The 15,411-nt window shown below is 70.3% G+C and carries 17 protein-coding genes; 11 read left to right on the top strand and 6 right to left on the bottom strand.

Annotated elements, in window-relative coordinates; all coding sequences use genetic code 11:
• Positions 1–57 precede the first annotated feature (57 nt).
• Together dnaB and IEX69_RS12040 are read left to right on the top strand one after the other, a co-directional pair.
• Positions 58–1,434: a replicative DNA helicase gene (gene dnaB, locus IEX69_RS12045; RefSeq protein WP_085021206.1), complete on the top strand. Its 1,377-nt coding sequence runs from the start codon at positions 58–60 to the stop codon at positions 1,432–1,434.
• A 92-nt stretch (positions 1,435–1,526) separates the two neighbouring features.
• Complete coding sequence (locus tag IEX69_RS12040) at positions 1,527–1,751, top strand: hypothetical protein (protein ID WP_085021205.1); 225 nt, start codon at positions 1,527–1,529, stop codon at positions 1,749–1,751.
• 68 nt (positions 1,752–1,819) lie between these two features.
• Here the strand turns inward: IEX69_RS12040 and IEX69_RS12035 are convergent, their stop codons facing one another.
• On the bottom strand, positions 1,820–2,581 hold the full coding sequence (locus IEX69_RS12035; protein ID WP_308420496.1) for a dienelactone hydrolase family protein: 762 nt from the start codon (positions 2,579–2,581) through the stop codon (positions 1,820–1,822).
• Between the two features lie 213 nt (positions 2,582–2,794).
• On the opposite strand from IEX69_RS12035, the gene IEX69_RS12030 reads away from it, so the two are divergent.
• Positions 2,795–3,931: an epoxide hydrolase family protein gene (locus IEX69_RS12030; protein ID WP_085021204.1), complete on the top strand. Its 1,137-nt coding sequence runs from the start codon at positions 2,795–2,797 to the stop codon at positions 3,929–3,931.
• 74 nt (positions 3,932–4,005) lie between these two features.
• Positions 4,006–4,596 carry a hypothetical protein gene (locus IEX69_RS12025; RefSeq protein ID WP_085021203.1) on the top strand — a complete coding sequence of 197 codons (591 nt, stop codon included), beginning with the start codon at positions 4,006–4,008 and terminating at the stop codon, positions 4,594–4,596.
• On the opposite strand, the gene IEX69_RS12020 is transcribed toward IEX69_RS12025, so the two are convergent.
• Positions 4,569–5,054 (bottom strand): MarR family winged helix-turn-helix transcriptional regulator, encoded by a 486-nt coding sequence (locus IEX69_RS12020; RefSeq protein WP_085021202.1) that lies wholly within the window; start codon positions 5,052–5,054, stop codon positions 4,569–4,571. The genes IEX69_RS12025 and IEX69_RS12020 overlap by 28 nt on opposite strands.
• 103 nt (positions 5,055–5,157) lie before the next feature.
• On the opposite strand from IEX69_RS12020, the gene IEX69_RS12015 reads away from it, so the two are divergent.
• Positions 5,158–5,757, top strand: a complete 600-nt coding sequence (locus IEX69_RS12015) for a hypothetical protein (protein WP_085021201.1) — start codon at positions 5,158–5,160, stop codon at positions 5,755–5,757.
• Positions 5,754–6,005, top strand: coding sequence for a hypothetical protein (locus tag IEX69_RS12010; RefSeq protein WP_085021200.1), 252 nt, complete (start codon positions 5,754–5,756; stop codon positions 6,003–6,005). Before IEX69_RS12015 ends, IEX69_RS12010 begins: the two co-directional genes overlap by 4 nt.
• A gap of 12 nt (positions 6,006–6,017) precedes the next feature.
• Here IEX69_RS12010 and purB read toward each other — a convergent pair whose 3' ends face one another.
• The 3 genes from purB to IEX69_RS11995 form a co-directional block, all read right to left on the bottom strand.
• Positions 6,018–7,400, bottom strand: coding sequence for an adenylosuccinate lyase (gene purB / locus IEX69_RS12005; RefSeq protein ID WP_085021199.1), 1,383 nt, complete (start codon positions 7,398–7,400; stop codon positions 6,018–6,020).
• Entirely contained in the window at positions 7,397–7,933 is a 537-nt protein-coding gene (locus IEX69_RS12000; protein ID WP_085021198.1) for a low molecular weight protein-tyrosine-phosphatase, read from the bottom strand. Before IEX69_RS12000 ends, purB begins: the two co-directional genes overlap by 4 nt.
• A 69-nt stretch (positions 7,934–8,002) precedes the next feature.
• Positions 8,003–8,410, bottom strand: coding sequence for a phage holin family protein (locus IEX69_RS11995; protein ID WP_085021197.1), 408 nt, complete (start codon positions 8,408–8,410; stop codon positions 8,003–8,005).
• 81 nt (positions 8,411–8,491) lie between these two features.
• Between IEX69_RS11995 and IEX69_RS11990 the strand changes: the two genes are divergently transcribed.
• The 5 genes from IEX69_RS11990 (at position 8,492) to IEX69_RS11970 (ending at position 14,786) form a co-directional block, all read left to right on the top strand.
• Complete coding sequence (locus IEX69_RS11990) at positions 8,492–9,577, top strand: histidinol-phosphate transaminase (protein ID WP_085021196.1); 1,086 nt, start codon at positions 8,492–8,494, stop codon at positions 9,575–9,577.
• A 27-nt stretch (positions 9,578–9,604) separates the two neighbouring features.
• Positions 9,605–10,729: a thiamine pyrophosphate-dependent dehydrogenase E1 component subunit alpha gene (locus tag IEX69_RS11985; protein ID WP_085021195.1), complete on the top strand. Its 1,125-nt coding sequence runs from the start codon at positions 9,605–9,607 to the stop codon at positions 10,727–10,729.
• 62 nt (positions 10,730–10,791) lie between these two features.
• Positions 10,792–11,751 (top strand): alpha-ketoacid dehydrogenase subunit beta, encoded by a 960-nt coding sequence (locus IEX69_RS11980; protein WP_085021636.1) that lies wholly within the window; start codon positions 10,792–10,794, stop codon positions 11,749–11,751.
• A gap of 14 nt (positions 11,752–11,765) precedes the next feature.
• Positions 11,766–13,055 (top strand): dihydrolipoamide acetyltransferase family protein, encoded by a 1,290-nt coding sequence (locus tag IEX69_RS11975; RefSeq protein ID WP_085021194.1) that lies wholly within the window; start codon positions 11,766–11,768, stop codon positions 13,053–13,055.
• Between the two features lie 180 nt (positions 13,056–13,235).
• Positions 13,236–14,786, top strand: a complete 1,551-nt coding sequence (locus IEX69_RS11970) for a TolB-like translocation protein (protein WP_157127370.1) — start codon at positions 13,236–13,238, stop codon at positions 14,784–14,786.
• On the opposite strand, the gene IEX69_RS11965 is transcribed toward IEX69_RS11970, so the two are convergent.
• Positions 14,749–15,384, bottom strand: coding sequence for a LysE family transporter (locus IEX69_RS11965; protein ID WP_085021192.1), 636 nt, complete (start codon positions 15,382–15,384; stop codon positions 14,749–14,751). The two genes, IEX69_RS11970 and IEX69_RS11965, sit on opposite strands and share 38 nt — an antisense overlap.
• Positions 15,385–15,411: the final 27 nt, after the last annotated feature.

Genomic DNA, 15,411 nt, shown 5'->3' with positions numbered 1-15,411 from the left:
GGGCGCGATACTGCGTCATGTCACCACACCGGTCAGGCGACCACAGAAGGAGTGCCCGTGTCGATCGCTCACCTCGGTCTCGAGTCCCGTCAGGGCAACGATTCCCGTGGTCCCGCGACCGACCGCGTCCCTCCGCACGACCTCCTCGCCGAGCAGAGCGCTCTCGGCGGCATGCTGCTGAGCAAGGATGCCGTGGCCGACGTCGTGGAGACGGTCCGCTCGGTCGACTTCTACATCCCGAAGCACGAGGTCATCTTCGAGGCCGTGCTCAACCTGTACTCGCACGGTGAGCCCACCGACGTCATCGCCGTCACCGACGAGCTGACCAAGACGGGCGAGCTCACCCGAGCGGGCGGCGCCGAGTACCTCCACACGCTCACCAGCCTCGTTCCCACGGCCGCCAACGCGGGCTTCTACGCCTCGATTGTCGCCGAGAAGGCCGTGCTCCGACGCCTCGTCGAGGCCGGCACGCGCATCGTGCAGATGGGATACGCGAGCGAGGGCGAGGTCATCGACCTCGTCAACAACGCGCAGGCCGAGATCTACAACGTCAACGGCGGTGTCGAGACCGAGGACTACGTGCCGCTCTCCAACGCCGTCACCGCGGCGATGGACGAGATCGAGGCCGCCGCCGGCAAGGACGGTCAGATGACCGGCGTGCCCACGGGCTTCGCCGACCTCGACAACCTCACCAACGGCTTCCACCCCGGCCAGATGATCATCGTGGCCGCGCGACCGGCCCTCGGAAAGTCGACGCTCGCTCTCGACTTCGCGCGTGCCGCCGCCATCAAGAACGACATGCCCGCCATCTTCTTCTCCCTCGAGATGGGTCGCAGCGAGATCGCGATGCGTCTGCTGTCGGCCGAGGCGTCGGTCCCCCTGCAGAGCATGCGCAAGGGCAAGGTCGACTCGCGGGACTGGACGACGATCGCCTCGACGCGCGGCCGCATCAACGACGCTCCGCTCTACATCGACGACAGCCCCAACATGTCGCTCGTCGAGATCCGGGCCAAGTGCCGTCGGCTCAAGCAGAAGGTGGGCCTCAAGCTCGTCGTCATCGACTACCTCCAGCTGATGACCTCGGGCAAGCGCGTCGAGAGCCGTCAGCAGGAGGTCAGCGAGTTCTCGCGTGCCCTCAAGCTCATGGCGAAGGAGCTCCAGGTGCCGGTCATCGCCCTCTCGCAGCTGAACCGTGGTCCCGAGCAGCGCGCCGACAAGAAGCCCGCGATCAGCGACCTCCGCGAGTCCGGATCGCTCGAGCAGGACGCCGACATGGTGATCCTCCTCCACCGTGAGGGCGCCTACGACAAGGACAACCCCCGCGCCGGCGAGGCCGACTTCATCGTCGCGAAGCACCGCAACGGCCCCACCGACACCATCACCGTCGGCTTCCACGGCCACTTCTCTCGCTTCGCCGACATGCCCGCGATCTAGCGTCTGTCCGAGTGCACCCGGAAAGAGCGGTTGCATACGCCGCGCATCCACGGTTGCCGGGTGCGTTCGCGCCGCAAGAGTAGCGTCAGAGTGTGAGTGACGAGCGGGACGTCGCGACGCGGAGGCTGCTGTTCTGGCTGCGCGTGCCCTACGTGGCCGACGCGGGGCTGGTGGTCATCGGGGTGTGGCTGCTGCTCGACGGGAACGGCGTGGGGTGGTGGGTGCTGCTGTTCGCCGCGCTGCGGGCTGTAGTCGGCACGATCTCGCTGTTCGTGATCGCGCCGCGCATGATGGCGGCGCGTCGGCGCGAACCCTGAAGTCCGAGTGCACCCGGAAAGAACGGTTGCACGCGCGGCGCATCCGCGGTTTCCGGGTGCACTCGCACCTATGCCGCGCGGGAAGAGGCGACGCCGAGGTGGCGGGCGAGGAACCTCGCGGCCTCGTCGCCCGCGTACGCGGGGACGCCCGTGTGGCCGCCCAGGTTCGCCGCGAGCGACTTCTCCGGCGAGCCGAACGCGTCGAAGAGGTCGAGCGCGGCCTGGCGAGGATTGTCGACGTCGTCCCACTGCAGCAGCATGTGGATCGGGATGCGCATGGCGCGGGCCTCCTCGAGGATGACCCGCGGGATCCAGCTGCCGGCGAAGAGCACGGCCGCGGCGATCCGAGGATCAGCGAGGGCGAGCCGGACGCCGAGCGAGATGATCCCGCCCGAGTACCCGACGGGGCCGCCGAGCCCCGGGAGCGCGGACAACGCGTCGAGCGCCGCACGGCACTCGGGCACGGCGGCGTCGACGAGCGGCAGGACGAGCCGGTCCACCGTGGCGTCGGCCACCGGCTCGCGCGCCCCGAGAGCCGTCCGAAGCTCCGCCCGCGCTTCCTCTAGCGCCGACAGCCGCGGCCGAGAGCCACTGCCGGGCAGCTCGAGGGCCGCGCTCGCGAACCCGTCCTGCGCGCTGCGCCGGGCGCGCGCGATCAGTCGAGGATGCTGGGCGTCGAGACCGCCGGGATGACCGAGGAGGATCAGCGGGGCGGACCCCGAGGGATCGAGGGGAGGCATCCACAGGATGCCCGGGACGTCGCCCACGAGGAGGGAGCGTTCGAGGAGATCGCCGTCGAGTCGGCGTTCGGAGAGGATCTGCAAGGTCATGGTCGTGCCCTTCGGGAGCGCTGGATGTGCGGTGCTCCCGGACGACCTATCGCCCGACCGTGACCTCCGAGGGGAGCACCCCTGTCGTCTGCTTCACGGGTACCACCTCCTCGTCCTCGCTCACGGTGTCCCCGCACAGTAGCAGCCCACGCACCGGCGCGACAGAGCCGCGACAGGACGCGACGGAGCCGGGCCCGGGCGTAGCGTGAGGGCATGACGAAGGCGGTGGAGTTCGCGCCACGGGTGGGCGACGACGAGCTCGAGGAGCTCAGGGCGCGGTTGCGGTGGACGCGGTGGCCCGACGTGATCGAGGGATCCGGGTGGACGCGCGGCATCGACGTCGTGTGGCTGCGCGACCTCTGCGCGTACTGGGCCGACGGCTTCGACTGGCGTGCCCAGGAGGATGCGCTCAACCGGCTGCCGAGGCACCTCGTCGAGGTCGGCGGTCTGCGCATCCATGTCGTGCACGCCCTGAGCGCGGGGAACGGGGACGGACGGCACGGCACTCCCCTGCTGCTCTGTCACGGCTGGCCCGACTCGTTCTGGCGCTACACGAAGGTCATCGGCCCGCTGACGGAGGCGGGCTACGACGTGATCGTGCCCGACATGCCCGGCTTCGGGTACTCCGAGGCACCCCGGGATCGCGTGCTCGACTCTCGGGCCGTCGCCGCGCTGTGGGCCGAGCTCATGACCACGCTGGGCTACGACCGGTTCCTCGTCGCCGGGGGCGACATCGGCAGCCACGTCGCCCGCTACCTCGCCCTTGATCATCCTGAGAGGGTCGCCGCAGTGCACAGGACGGATGCGGGACTCCCGCCGGCCACGCTGGATCCGTCGACGCTGTCCGACCCCGAGCGGGTGTGGATGGCGCGGGCGAGCGAGTGGAGTGCCGCCGAGGGCGCGTACGCGGCCATGCAGCGCACCAAGCCCGACACGGCCGCCGTCGGCCTGACGGACTCTCCCGCGGGGGTGGCCGCCTGGATCCTGGAGAAGCTGCACGCCTGGAGCGACCTCGGCCCCGGCGGTGCGCTGGAGGACGTGTACTCGCGCGACGAGCTGCTCACGGCGGTCTCGATCTACTGGCACACCGGGACCATCGCGTCCTCGCTCCGCATGTATCAGGCGAACGCCGCCATCCCCGCGGAGCAGCTGATGCGGCGCGTGGAGGTGCCGTCGGGCTTCTCCCTCTACCCCGGAGACATCGCCACGCCGCCGGACGAGTGGCTGCAGCGGATGGCGGAGGTCGCCCGGGTGACGAGACCGGAACGCGGCGGCCACTTCGCGCCGTTCGAGGTGCCGGAGTCGTACGTGACGGAGATCACGTCGTTCTTCGAACCGTACCGGCCGTGAGATCCATTCATTGACAGACCTGAGGATCACTCGGTAGTGTGCGAGGAAATCTCATCACACCGTCGGGGGTCATCATGGTGGGCAGAATCTTCGTATCCGCTCTCATCGGCGTCGCGGTCGCGGCGACCTTCCTCGCCGCGGGCTCAGCGGCGTCGGCGTACGTGCCGGACGGCCAGGTCTCGATCAGTCCGGCCAGCGTCTCACCCGGTGGGGTGGTCACCGTCAGTGCGTCCGCCGACTCATTCCTCGCGGGTGAACCGGTGCGGGTCGCCGTCAACGGATACGCCGCGCAGCAGGCCGCACTGGGGCTGCTGGTCACCGCCAGCGTCGTCGAGGCGCCCGTGAGCGAGACCACCGCCACGACCGGGTCGGCCTCGCCGACCGGTGCCCTGGTCGTCACCGTGACCGCTCCGCCCGATGGCCGAGGGAACTATGTGGTCGAACTCCAGGGCCTCACCAGCGGAAGGGTCTACAGCGGCGCGTTCTCCGTCGACTCGCCCGCGGGTGCAGATGGCTCGTCCGCTGGAGGCACGCTGCCGAACACCGGCACCGACTCCTTCGTCTTCTACGAACTGGGCGCCATCGGCCTCGCCGGGCTGATCGGGGGCGCGCTCGCGACGGCCTCGGTCCGCCGACGTCAGGGGGCGTCGACCGCCGAGCGGTAGACATCCGCCACCCGACCGAGGAAGCGCTCGATCGTCTCGCGCTCCTCCGGGTCGAGCGAGGCGACGACGTCGTTCACGCTCGAGATGACGGGGACGAGTTCGCTCATCGCCCTGGCGATCGAGTCGGGCGAGGGCACGACGACGATCTTCCGACGGTCGTGCGGATGCGGGCTGCGCGACACGTGCCCGAGCGAGACGAGCCGGTCGACGACGAGGGTCGACGCGGCCGTCGAGATGCCGAGGCGTGTGGCCAGGTCGCTCGGGGTGAGGGGCCCCTCCTCGATGAGGTGCTCCATCGCCGCGAGATCGGTGGGGTTCACCGAGAGATGCGACCCGAGTCGCCGCTCGAAGGCGTGCGCCAGCGTGAGGATCTCGCGCAGCTGGGTACCGAGGGTGGTCGGCTCGGGGATGCCGTGCGTCGCCGCGAGTGCGGTCGCGTCTCGCGCGCTGTCGGCCATGGGAGCCATGGTAGACCTCACCCGTCGCCCGGCGCCCCGCCCGGGTGGGCGTCCAGGCAGCGCCGACTACACTCGAACGGTCGGAACGAAGAAGGATGCCGTAGTGAACGACGCGACGAGCGCCGCCGAGAGATCGCCCTACTGGGGCGTGCCGCTGGCGCGAGCCATCCCCTATCTCGTCACCGGACTCGTCATCACGTTCGTGTCCGACCACTCCCCCGTGATGGGCCTGGTCAGCTACGGCCTGCTCTCCCTCGTCGCGAGCGTGCTCGTCGGCGTGCTCACGCTGCGGACGCTCACCGAGCCACGCGACCGGTCCGCTCGACTGCTCTTCCTCATCCAGTCCGTGGTGGGAGTGGTGCTGGGTGTGCTCGCCCTCGTCTTCGCGGGCGTCGGCGGGGGTGCGGGCCTGGAGGCGTTCGTCTTCGTCGTCGGCATGAACGCCGCGATCGGCGGGTTCCTCGAGCTCTACACCGGGTTGCGATCCAAGCACGCCGCTCACCGCGACTGGATGGTCGTGGGCGGCGCGACGGTCGTGCTCGCGGTCGTGACGCTGCTCCTCCCCCCGGGCGATCCCGTGCTGGCCATCGGCATCGTCGGCGCCTACGCGATCATCGTCGGCCTCTTCCTCGTCATCGCGGGCTTCTCGCTGCGCTGGGGCGGGCACCAGATCTCCACCACCCGAACCCGGAAGACATCGTGAACGCACCCTCGAGACGCGACCGGCTGCGCCCGGTCGAACTGCTGGTCCTCTCGGCCGTGATGGCCGCCTTCGTCGGGCTCGTGGTGTTGATGTCGACCCGCGAGCTCTCCCTCGCGGGCATCTTCGCGGGTGTCGCCTTCATCGTCACCCTCGTCGTGATCGCGATGTTCGCGCTGACCTTCAAGCCGAACGAGACCGAACGGCACGAGATCGACGACGACGACTCCCAGCGCCCCACCGGACACTGACCAGGAGGCGCGTCAGTCGGCGAGGTGGTCGACGAGCTGCGAGGCGAGCCCGACGTAGCGCGCGGGGGTGAGCGCGAGCAGCCGCTCCTTGGCGGCGTCGCCGATGTCGAGGCCCCGGATGAACTCCGCCATCTCCGCGGCGCCGACGCGACGGCCGCGGGTCAGCTCCTTCAACAGGGCGTAGGGGTCGGCGATCGACGATCGGCCCTCGGTGACCTCGGCGCGGACCACGGTCTGGATGGCCTCGCCGAGCACCTCCCAGTTGGAGTCGAGGTCGGCCTCGAGCGCCGCCGTGTTGAGGGAGATCTGTCCGAGGCCGCCGCGGATGTTGTCGAGCGCGAGCACCGAGTGGCCGAGCGCGACACCGATGTTCCGCTGTGCGGACGAGTCGGTGAGGTCGCGCTGGAGCCGCGAGGTCACGAGCGTCGAGGCGAGGGAGTCCAGGAGCGCGCTGGAGAGCTCGAGGTTCGCCTCCGCGTTCTCGAAGCGGATGGGGTTCACCTTGTGGGGCATCGTCGACGAGCCCGTCGCGCCCTCGACCGGGATCTGGGTGAAGTAGCCCATCGAGATGTACGTCCACACGTCGGTGCAGAGGTTGTGCAGGATGCGGTTGGCGTGGCTGATCCGCGCGTACAGCTCCGCCTGCCAGTCGTGCGACTCGATCTGCGTCGTCAGCGGGTTCCACGTGAGCCCGAGCGAGGTGACGAACTCGTTCGAGATCGCCTGCCAGTCCGCATCCGGGTCGGCGGCGAGGTGGGCGGCGAACGTCGCGGTCGCGCCGCTGAACTTGCCGAGGTACTCCGTCGCGACGATCTGGGCCCGGACCCGCTGCAGGCGGTGGACGAACACCGCGAGCTCCTTGCCCATGGTGGTCGGGGTCGCCGGCTGGCCGTGGGTGTGCGCCAGCATGGGCGCATCCCGGTAGAGCTCGGCCTGGCGGGTGAGCTCGGCGATCACCGCGTCGAACGCGGGGAGCCACACCGAGGAGACGGCCGAGCGGATCGTGAGCGCGTAGGAGAGGTTGTTGATGTCCTCGCTCGTGCAGGCGAAGTGGGTGAGCTCGGCGATCGAGGTCAGGCCCAGCTCGTCCAGACGCCGGCGGATGAAGTACTCGACGGCCTTCACGTCGTGGCGGGTGGTCGCCTCGAGGGAGGCGAGCTCGTCGATCGACGCCTGGTCGAAGCCGTCCACGAGGGAGCGCAGCGACCGCTGCTGCTCCTGGGTCAGCGGGGTGGTGCCGAACATGCCGTGGTCGGTGAGGTAGATCAGCCAGTCGATCTCGACCAGGACGCGAGCGCGGTTGAGGCCCGCCTCGGACAGGTGGTCGCCGAGCGCCTGGACGGCGGGACGGTAGCGGCCGTCGAGCGGGCTGATGGGCTGAGGGGGGAGGGTCATGAGGGGCTGACCGTCGGCCTTTCGTCGTGGTGCGTCGCCCGCATGGCGGGCGCGATCTGGTGGAACAGGGCTCGATCGGCGCGCTCGATCTCGGCGAGCACCGCATCGAACATCGCCGCATCGCCGTAGTAGGGGTCCGCGACGTCGGACGCGCCGCGCGCCTCCGGATCGAAGGAGAGCAGCAGGCGGATCTTGGAGCGGTCCTCGTCGGATCGGGCCCAGGAGCGCAGGATCCGCTCGTGGCTGCGGTCGAGGGCGACGACGAGGTCGAGGTCGTCGAACCAGCTCGGGTCGAACTGCCGCGCCCGGTGCGTGCGGCCGTCGTAGCCGGCGTCCTCGAGCGCCGCGAGGGTGCGCGGGTCGGCCTGCTCGCCGACGTGCCACTCACCCGTGCCGGCGGACGTGACGCGGATCGCGTCGCCGAGACCGGCATCCTCGGCCATGCGGCGGAGGACCACCTCGGCGATCGGGGACCGGCAGATGTTCCCGGTGCACACCATGCAGATGCGGAACGGATCGGCCATGGCCTTCATTCTCCCATCCCGTCCTGCGGTGGCGCGCCCGGTGGCGGCCGAGGCGCTCCTTCGGTCGAGCCTCGCGGATCAGCGGTCGCGGCGGCTCCGGGCGAGCGGCCGCAGGATCGCGCCGATGATGGCGGACAGGATCGCCATCACGAGGGCCCCGAGCACCGCCCACCAGAACCCGTCGACCACGAGGCCGAAGCCGAAGATCGTCGTCGACAGCCAGCTCACGAGCATGAGCAGCAGTCCGTTCACGATGAGCGCGAGGAGGCCGAGCGTGAGGATGTACAGCGGGAAGGCGACGACCCGGATGATCGAGCCGAGGATGCCGTTGACGACTCCGAAGATCAAGGCGACCAGCAGGAGGGTCAGGATCGACGGCAGGACACCGGAGTCGTAGGAATCGAGATGGATGCCTCCGCTCACGATCAGTGTCGTCAGCCAGAGGGCGATCGCGTTGGCCACGAGCGACACGAGGAATCTGCGCATGGCCTCACTATCCCAGAGCCGACGGCCGGAGGCCAGGGTCGCGCCTCCTGCTCCCTCCGGCCCCGGTCGTAGGATGACGGGATGGTGAAGCTGCGCCCCGAGATCCTCGCCCTTCCGGCCTACAAGCAGGGCAAGGCGGCGGAGGGCGGCTACAAGCTCTCGTCGAACGAGAACCCCTTCGATCCGCTGCCGGGCGTGCTCGAGGCGGTCGACCGCGCGACCCGGTCGCTGCACCGCTACCCGAACGCCGCCGCACCGGAGTTGACCGCCCGCGTCGCCGCCACCTGGGGTGTGGCCGAGGACGAGGTCATCATCGGCGCGGGCTCGGTGGCGCTCCTCGTGCAGTTCACCCTGGCGGCCGCCGGCCCCGGCGACGAGATCGTGTTCTCCTGGCGCTCGTTCGAGGCGTACCCGTGGATGGCGGTGCTCCCGGGGGCCACGGCGATCAAGGTGCCCAACACCCCGGACGAGCGCCACGACCTCGACGCGATGGCCGCGGCGATCACCGACCGCACCCGCCTCGTGATCGTCTGCAGCCCGAACAACCCGACCGGCACGATCGTCACCCAGGCCGAGTTCGACGAGTTCCTCGCGAAGGTGCCCGACGACGTGCTCGTGATCCTCGACGAGGCGTACGCCGAGTTCGTCACCGACGTCGCCGCCGTGAACGGGCGCACCCTGGCGCTGCGCCATCCGAACCTCGTCGTGCTGCGCACGTTCTCCAAGGCCTACGGCCTGGCCGGCCTCCGCATCGGCTACGGGGTGGGCCCGGCCTCGATCCTCGCCGCCGCGCGCACCACGATCATCCCCCTGAGCGTGACGGATGCGGCCCAGCAGGCCGCTGTCGCCTCCCTCGACCGGGTCGACGAGCTGCACGAGCGCGTCGCCCACATCGCCGCTCGCCGAGACCGCGTGTGGGCGGCTCTCGTCGACCAGGGGTGGGACGTGCCGAAGCCGCACGGCAACTTCGTCTGGCTCGCCACGGGCGAGCACAGCGAGCGTGCCGCCGAGGTGTTCTCGCAGCACGGGGTGATCGTCCGGGCGTACATGCCGGACGGCGTCCGGGTGACCATCGGAGAGGACGAGGCTGTGGAGCACGTCCTGGCTGCAGCGGAAGAGATTGTGCAGACTCTCCAAGGGAAGGGCCTGCGGCTGCCGGTACGGTAGATCCGACGTTGTCAGGAGGTACCGCCGTTGTCCGACACGACGCCGACCGTCCAGTTCCTCTCCCTCGAGGGTGAACTGCGACCCACCGACGCCGCCGAGGAGTTCGCGGATCGGCTCGCCGAGCTGACCGACGACGACCTCCGGTCGATGTACCGCTCGATGCAGCTCGCCCGGCACTTCGACGCCGAGGCCTCGAACCTGCAGCGACAGGGCCAGCTCGCGCTGTGGATCCCCTCCCACGGCCAGGAGGCCGCGCAGGTGGGCTCCGCGATGGCGGCCCGCGCGCAGGACCACATCTTCCCGGCCTACCGCGAGCACGTCGTCGCACTCGTGCGCGGCGTCGACCTCTACGAGGTCCTCCGCCTGCTGCGCGGCGAGACGCACGGTGGATGGGATCCCACCGACCCTGCGAACGGCAACGTCCACGGGTACACGCTGGTCATCGGCGCGCACTCGCTGCACGCCGTGGGCTATGCGCAGGGACTCCAGCTCGACGGCGTGGTCGGCACCGGCGACCTCGAGCGCGACGCCGCCGTGCTCTGCTACTTCGGCGACGGCGCCACCTCGCAGGGCGACGTGAGCGAGGCGCTCGTCTTCGCCGCGAGCTCCCAGGCGCCCACCGTCTTCTTCGTGCAGAACAACCAGTGGGCCATCTCCGTGCCCGTGCGGGTGCAGTCCCCCGTCCCCCTCGCGCTGCGGCCGACCGGGTTCGGCATCCCCGGGGTGCGCATCGACGGCAACGATCCGCTGGCGAGCTACGCGGTCACCCGGTCCTTCCTCGACGACGCGCGCGAGGCGCGCGGGCCCCGGTTCATCGAGGCGCTCACCTACCGCCTCGGCGCTCACACGTCCTCCGACGACCCGACGAAGTACCGCGATCCCGAGGAGTACGCGTACTGGGTCGCCCGCGACCCGATCGTGCGCTTCGAGAAGCACCTCCGCCTGCTCGGCGAGGGCGACGCCTTCTTCACCGACGTCGTCGCCGAGGCGGAGGAGTTCGCCGACCGGATGCGCCGCCGCATCCTCACCGCGGGGTCGCCCGACCCCGCGACCATGTTCGACCACGTGTACGCAGAACCGCATCCGGTCATGACGGAGCAGAAGCTCTGGCTGGAGCGCTACGAGGCCTCGTACGCAGAAGGAGTGCAGTGACCATCCAGGATCAGGCGACCGCCCCCGCCGCGCCGACGCGCGCCGCGGTGGAGGAGCTGCCCATGGTGAAGGCCCTCAACGCCGGCCTCCGCCAGGCGCTCGCCGACGACGACAAGGTCCTCCTCATGGGAGAGGACATCGGCACGCTCGGTGGCGTCTTCCGGGTGACCGAGGGGCTGCAGGCGGAGTTCGGCGCGAAGCGCGTGTTCGACACGCCGCTCGCCGAGTCGGGCATCGTCGGCACCGCCATCGGGCTGGCGATGCGCGGATACCGACCGGTGTGCGAGATCCAGTTCGACGGGTTCATCTTCCCCGCCTTCGACCAGATCACCACGCAGCTGGCCAAGCTCACCAACCGGGCGCAGGGCGCCTTCTCGCTGCCCGTCGTGATCCGGGTGCCCTACGGCGGCCACATCGGCGCCGTCGAGCACCACCAGGAGAGCCCGGAGGCGTACTTCGCCCACACCGCGGGCCTGCGGCTGGTCAGCCCGTCCACCCCGCACGACGCGTACTGGATGATCCAGGAGGCGATCCGCAGTGACGACCCCGTGATGTTCTTCGAGCCCAAGAGCCGCTATTGGCCCAAGGGCGCCGTCGACTTCGGAGGCAGCACCACCCCGCTCCACGCGAGCCGGGTCGTCCGCCAGGGCACCGACGTCACGCTCGTCGCCCACGGGGCCATGGTCAGCGTGCTCATGCAGGCCGCCGAGGTCGCCCAGGAGGAGGGCATCAGCGCCGAGGTCATCGACCTGCGGTCGCTCAGCCCCGTCGACTACGGCCCGATCGTCGAGTCGGTCACCAAGACCGGGCGGCTCGTCGTGGCCCAGGAGGCGTCCGGATTCGTGTCCCTCGGCTCTGAGATCGCCGCCACCGTCACCGAACGGGCCTTCTACTCGCTGAAGTCGCCGGTGCTCCGCGTCTCCGGCTTCGACATCCCGTTCCCGCCCGCGAAGCTCGAGAAGCTCCACCTCCCCGACGCCGACCGCGTGCTCGAGGCGGTCGACCGGGCCATGGCCTACTGATCACGAGGATCCGCATGAGCAGCACCCAGTTCCACCTCCCGGACGTCGGCGAGGGCCTCACCGAGGCCGAGATCGTCTCCTGGAAGGTCGCGCCAGGCGACCCCGTCGAGATCAACCAGGTCATCGTCGAGATCGAGACCGCCAAGTCGCTCGTCGAGCTGCCCTCCCCCTACGCGGGCGTCGTCTCGGGCATCCTCGTCGACGAGGGAACCACCGTCGACGTGGGCACCGCCCTCATCACGGTCGACGCGGTCGATGGCGAGGAGGCGCCCGTCGTCACGCCCGAGGACGAGGTCGGCGGCGGCTCGGTCCTCGTCGGATACGGCAACCACGGCAGCATCACCAGCCGTCGCGCCGGACGCGGCAAGGCGACCATCCGCGCCATCGGCGAGGAGGAGGGCGGGCCCCGTGCGCGACCGGGCCGTCACCACCCGGTCCCGGGCATGCCCGTGCTCGCCAAGCCCCCCATCCGCAAGCTCGCGAAAGACCTCGGGGTCGCCCTCGAGGAGGTCTCCCCCACCGGGCCCGGCGGCGAGGTCACCCGGGAGGACGTCATCCTCCACGCCGACCAGGCGAAGGTGTTCCAGAACATCGAGACGCCGCAGTGGGCGCCCGTGCGCGAGGAGCGCATCCCCGTGAAGGGCGTGCGCAAGCAGATCGCCCAGGCCATGACGACCAGCGCGTTCCAGGCGCCCCACGTCAGCCTCTTCGTCGACGTCGACGCCACCCGGACCATGGAGTACGTGCAGCGGCTCAAGACCTCGCCCGACTTCGCCGGCATCAAGGTCTCCCCGCTGCTCATGATGGCCAAGGCCGTCATCTGGGCGGTGCGCCGCAACCCGATGGTGAACTCCGCGTGGACCGACCAGGAGATCATCGTCCGCAACTACGTGAACCTCGGCATCGCCGCGGCCACCCCCCGCGGACTGATCGTGCCCAACATCAAGGACGCCCACGACATGTCGCTGCGGCTCCTCGCCGAGTCGCTGCAGCAGCTCACCCAGACCGCGCGCGAGGGCCGCACCACCCCCGCCGACCAGGCCAACGGGACCATCACGATCACCAACATCGGTGTGTTCGGGATGGACACCGGCACCCCCATCCTCAACCCCGGCGAGGTGGGGATCATCGCCCTCGGCACCATCAAGCAGCGGCCCTGGGTCGTCGACGGCGAGGTGCGACCCCGCTACGTGACGACGGTGGGCGCGAGCTTCGACCACCGCGTCGTCGACGGCGACGTCGCGAGCCGTTTCGTCGCCGACGTCGCCTCCATCCTCGAGGAACCCGCGCTGCTGCTTGATTAGGACGCCGCCGCCCCTGCGGCGTCCTGCCGCGATCTGTTGCGCTGCTCGGGTTGCGCCGCGGGTCTGCTGAGGAAGCGACGTCACGCCGCCGCTTCCTCAGTGCGTGAGGCGCCGCGGTCGGCGTGGGCGGGCAGGGGGCGCGGGCTTGCACGGGAATGAGGGTGCGGCTAGCATCGCCGGATGCAGAAGATGAGGATGCGTCACTGTCTCGCGATGGCGGCGAGCGTGGCGGTGAGCGCGGCGGTTGTGGGAGCGGGCGCGGCGTCGGCAGCGATCGTGAAGCCGCCGATCGAGCTCGTCAGCCACGACGTCGCGGGCGGATACGGCGATGCGGACTCGGACCGGTCATCGGCGAGCTCCGGCATGCAGTCGATCGCGTTCATCTCCAGCGCGAGCGACCTCGATGCACCGTCCAACGGTGACGCTCAGGTCTACGTACGTGATCGCGAGAGCGGACGGCTCGAACTCATCACCGTCGGCACGGGAGGCAAGCCGGCGGTGGGCGACGCACAATCGGTGGCCATCTCGGCCGACGGTCAGAAGGTCGCCTTCACCTCAGCCGGCGCCGACATCATCCCGGGGCTCACACCCGGTGTCTCCCAGGCGTACCTGCACGACAGGTCGACCGGGCAGACGATCCTCCTGAGCCATGACGCCATGGGAGCACCGTCGTCGAAGCAGGTGAGGAACGTCGACATCGACGACGCCGGCGACACCGTCTCCTTCGATACCGCGGGCGAGCTGACGTCCGTGACCGGCAAGGGGGTCGGACAGGTCTACGTCTGGCGATCCGGCACGGTCCAGATGGCGAGCGTGGACCCCACCGGGACGGTAGGAGGGACGATGGGCACGGAGGAAGGGCTCCTCTCGCCCGACGGGCGGATCGTGGCATTCACCTCCTTCGATCAGCTCAGCGCCTCCCCGGCCAACGGTTCACGGCTGCAGTCCTACGCCCGGTACCTCGACAGCGGCACCACCGTCATGATCTCCACCTCGCCGGACGGTTCTGCCTCGGCCGACAAGGACGCCCTCGTGAGCGCCGTGCTCGACGACGGCACAGCCCTCGTCTCGACGTCGGCGGCGAACCTCGCGCCCGGCCTCACCCTCGACCCCGCGTTCACGCAGCTCTATCACGTCTCCGGCGCTGCACCGGGATCGCCCACCAGGACATCGATCCTCATCACGCACACGGCCGCGTCGGCGACCACGTCCTCCCGGGCCGACGTCGGCAGCTCCGGGATCTCCTCCGATGGCACCTACGTCGTCTTCGATTCACGCGCGGTCGACCTGACGACCTCGCCGAGGGGGACGGGTGACCCGGAGATCTACAGCTGGGACCCGTCGACGGGTGTGGTGAGCGGAGAGAGCGTCGACGTCTCCGATCCCGGGCGGCTATCAGGGCGTGGTGCAGGTGATGTGTCGGTGGCACCGGACGGATCGGGATACGCCTTCACCGCTCGGACAGATGGCCTGGTGACTGTGCCGACGCCGCCGATCGTCCTGGTGTGGCAGGTCTACGCGGGCTTCAGGGCGGTGACTACTCCCGACCCGACCCCCTCGCCGTCGGCTTCCGGTGGCGCCATCGGAACCGTCGCGCAGACCGGCCGAGACGGTCTTGCGGCCACGGGTCTGGATCCGAGGGGGCTGGGAGCGGCGGCCGTCCTCCTCATCGTCGCGGGTCTGGGTGCGGGCCTCAGCTTCCGGAGGCGGACCAGGCACCGGCGAGCATGACGACACCCAGGGTGGCGACCGCGGCGTTGCCGGCCAGGGGGGTCACGCGGGCGAGACGTGGGCCCGCCCGCCGACCCACGAGCGCTCCCGTCAGGACGAGGACGAGCTGCCACGTCGCCGAGGCCAGGCCGACGCCCGCGACGAAGAGCACGCCGCCGGCCGGGGACGGTGCGGCGCCCTGCCCTGCGACGAGGGCCGTGAAGTACAGCAGGGTCGCCGGGTTGAGAGCGGTGAGACCGAAGAAGAGCAGGAAGCGGTGGCGGGAGCGCGGGCGCCGCATGTCGGCCCCGACATCGATCGCTCCGGGCCTGGCAGCGCGGACGAAGCCCCGGGTGGCGATCGCGAGAAGGGCGACACCGCCGATCACCCCGGGCCAGGGCGACCACGAGGCGATCAGGGGTGCAGCGGCCGCACCCACCGACACGGCGGCCGCGCAGTAGAGGACGTCGACCACGGCGACCGCCAACGCGGCCGGAACCCCGCCGACCAGGCCCCGGGACGCGCCCTCCTGGAGGAGCAGGATCCCGATCGCCCCCAAAGGGAGCGCGAGGGCGAGGCCCGCGACGATGCCGGCGCCGAGCGCCTCGTGAGGGTCCATGACGTCCGAGTGTCGCGAACGGCAGCG

It is taken from the genome of Cnuibacter physcomitrellae, from assembly GCF_014640535.1.
GTDB classification, from domain to species: domain Bacteria; phylum Actinomycetota; class Actinomycetes; order Actinomycetales; family Microbacteriaceae; genus Cnuibacter; species Cnuibacter physcomitrellae.
This window is presented reverse-complemented; position numbering and strand designations above follow the sequence as displayed.

What these genes read in the sequence shown, in the direction of transcription:
- IEX69_RS12035 (WP_308420496.1), bottom strand. Translation starts at nt 2,581, where the DNA reads ATGACCTTGCAGATCCTCTCCGAACGCCGACTCGACGGCGATCTCCTC.
- IEX69_RS12030 (WP_085021204.1), top strand. Translation starts at nt 2,795, where the DNA reads ATGACGAAGGCGGTGGAGTTCGCGCCACGGGTGGGCGACGACGAGCTC.
- IEX69_RS12025 (WP_085021203.1), top strand. Translation starts at nt 4,006, where the DNA reads ATGGTGGGCAGAATCTTCGTATCCGCTCTCATCGGCGTCGCGGTCGCG.
- IEX69_RS12020 (WP_085021202.1), bottom strand. Translation starts at nt 5,054, where the DNA reads ATGGCCGACAGCGCGCGAGACGCGACCGCACTCGCGGCGACGCACGGC.
- purB (WP_085021199.1), bottom strand. Translation starts at nt 7,400, where the DNA reads ATGACCCTCCCCCCTCAGCCCATCAGCCCGCTCGACGGCCGCTACCGT.
- IEX69_RS12000 (WP_085021198.1), bottom strand. Translation starts at nt 7,933, where the DNA reads ATGAAGGCCATGGCCGATCCGTTCCGCATCTGCATGGTGTGCACCGGG.
- IEX69_RS11995 (WP_085021197.1), bottom strand. Translation starts at nt 8,410, where the DNA reads ATGCGCAGATTCCTCGTGTCGCTCGTGGCCAACGCGATCGCCCTCTGG.
- IEX69_RS11990 (WP_085021196.1), top strand. Translation starts at nt 8,492, where the DNA reads ATGGTGAAGCTGCGCCCCGAGATCCTCGCCCTTCCGGCCTACAAGCAG.
- IEX69_RS11980 (WP_085021636.1), top strand. Translation starts at nt 10,792, where the DNA reads ATGGTGAAGGCCCTCAACGCCGGCCTCCGCCAGGCGCTCGCCGACGAC.
- IEX69_RS11975 (WP_085021194.1), top strand. Translation starts at nt 11,766, where the DNA reads ATGAGCAGCACCCAGTTCCACCTCCCGGACGTCGGCGAGGGCCTCACC.
- IEX69_RS11970 (WP_157127370.1), top strand. Translation starts at nt 13,236, where the DNA reads ATGCAGAAGATGAGGATGCGTCACTGTCTCGCGATGGCGGCGAGCGTG.
- IEX69_RS11965 (WP_085021192.1), bottom strand. Translation starts at nt 15,384, where the DNA reads ATGGACCCTCACGAGGCGCTCGGCGCCGGCATCGTCGCGGGCCTCGCC.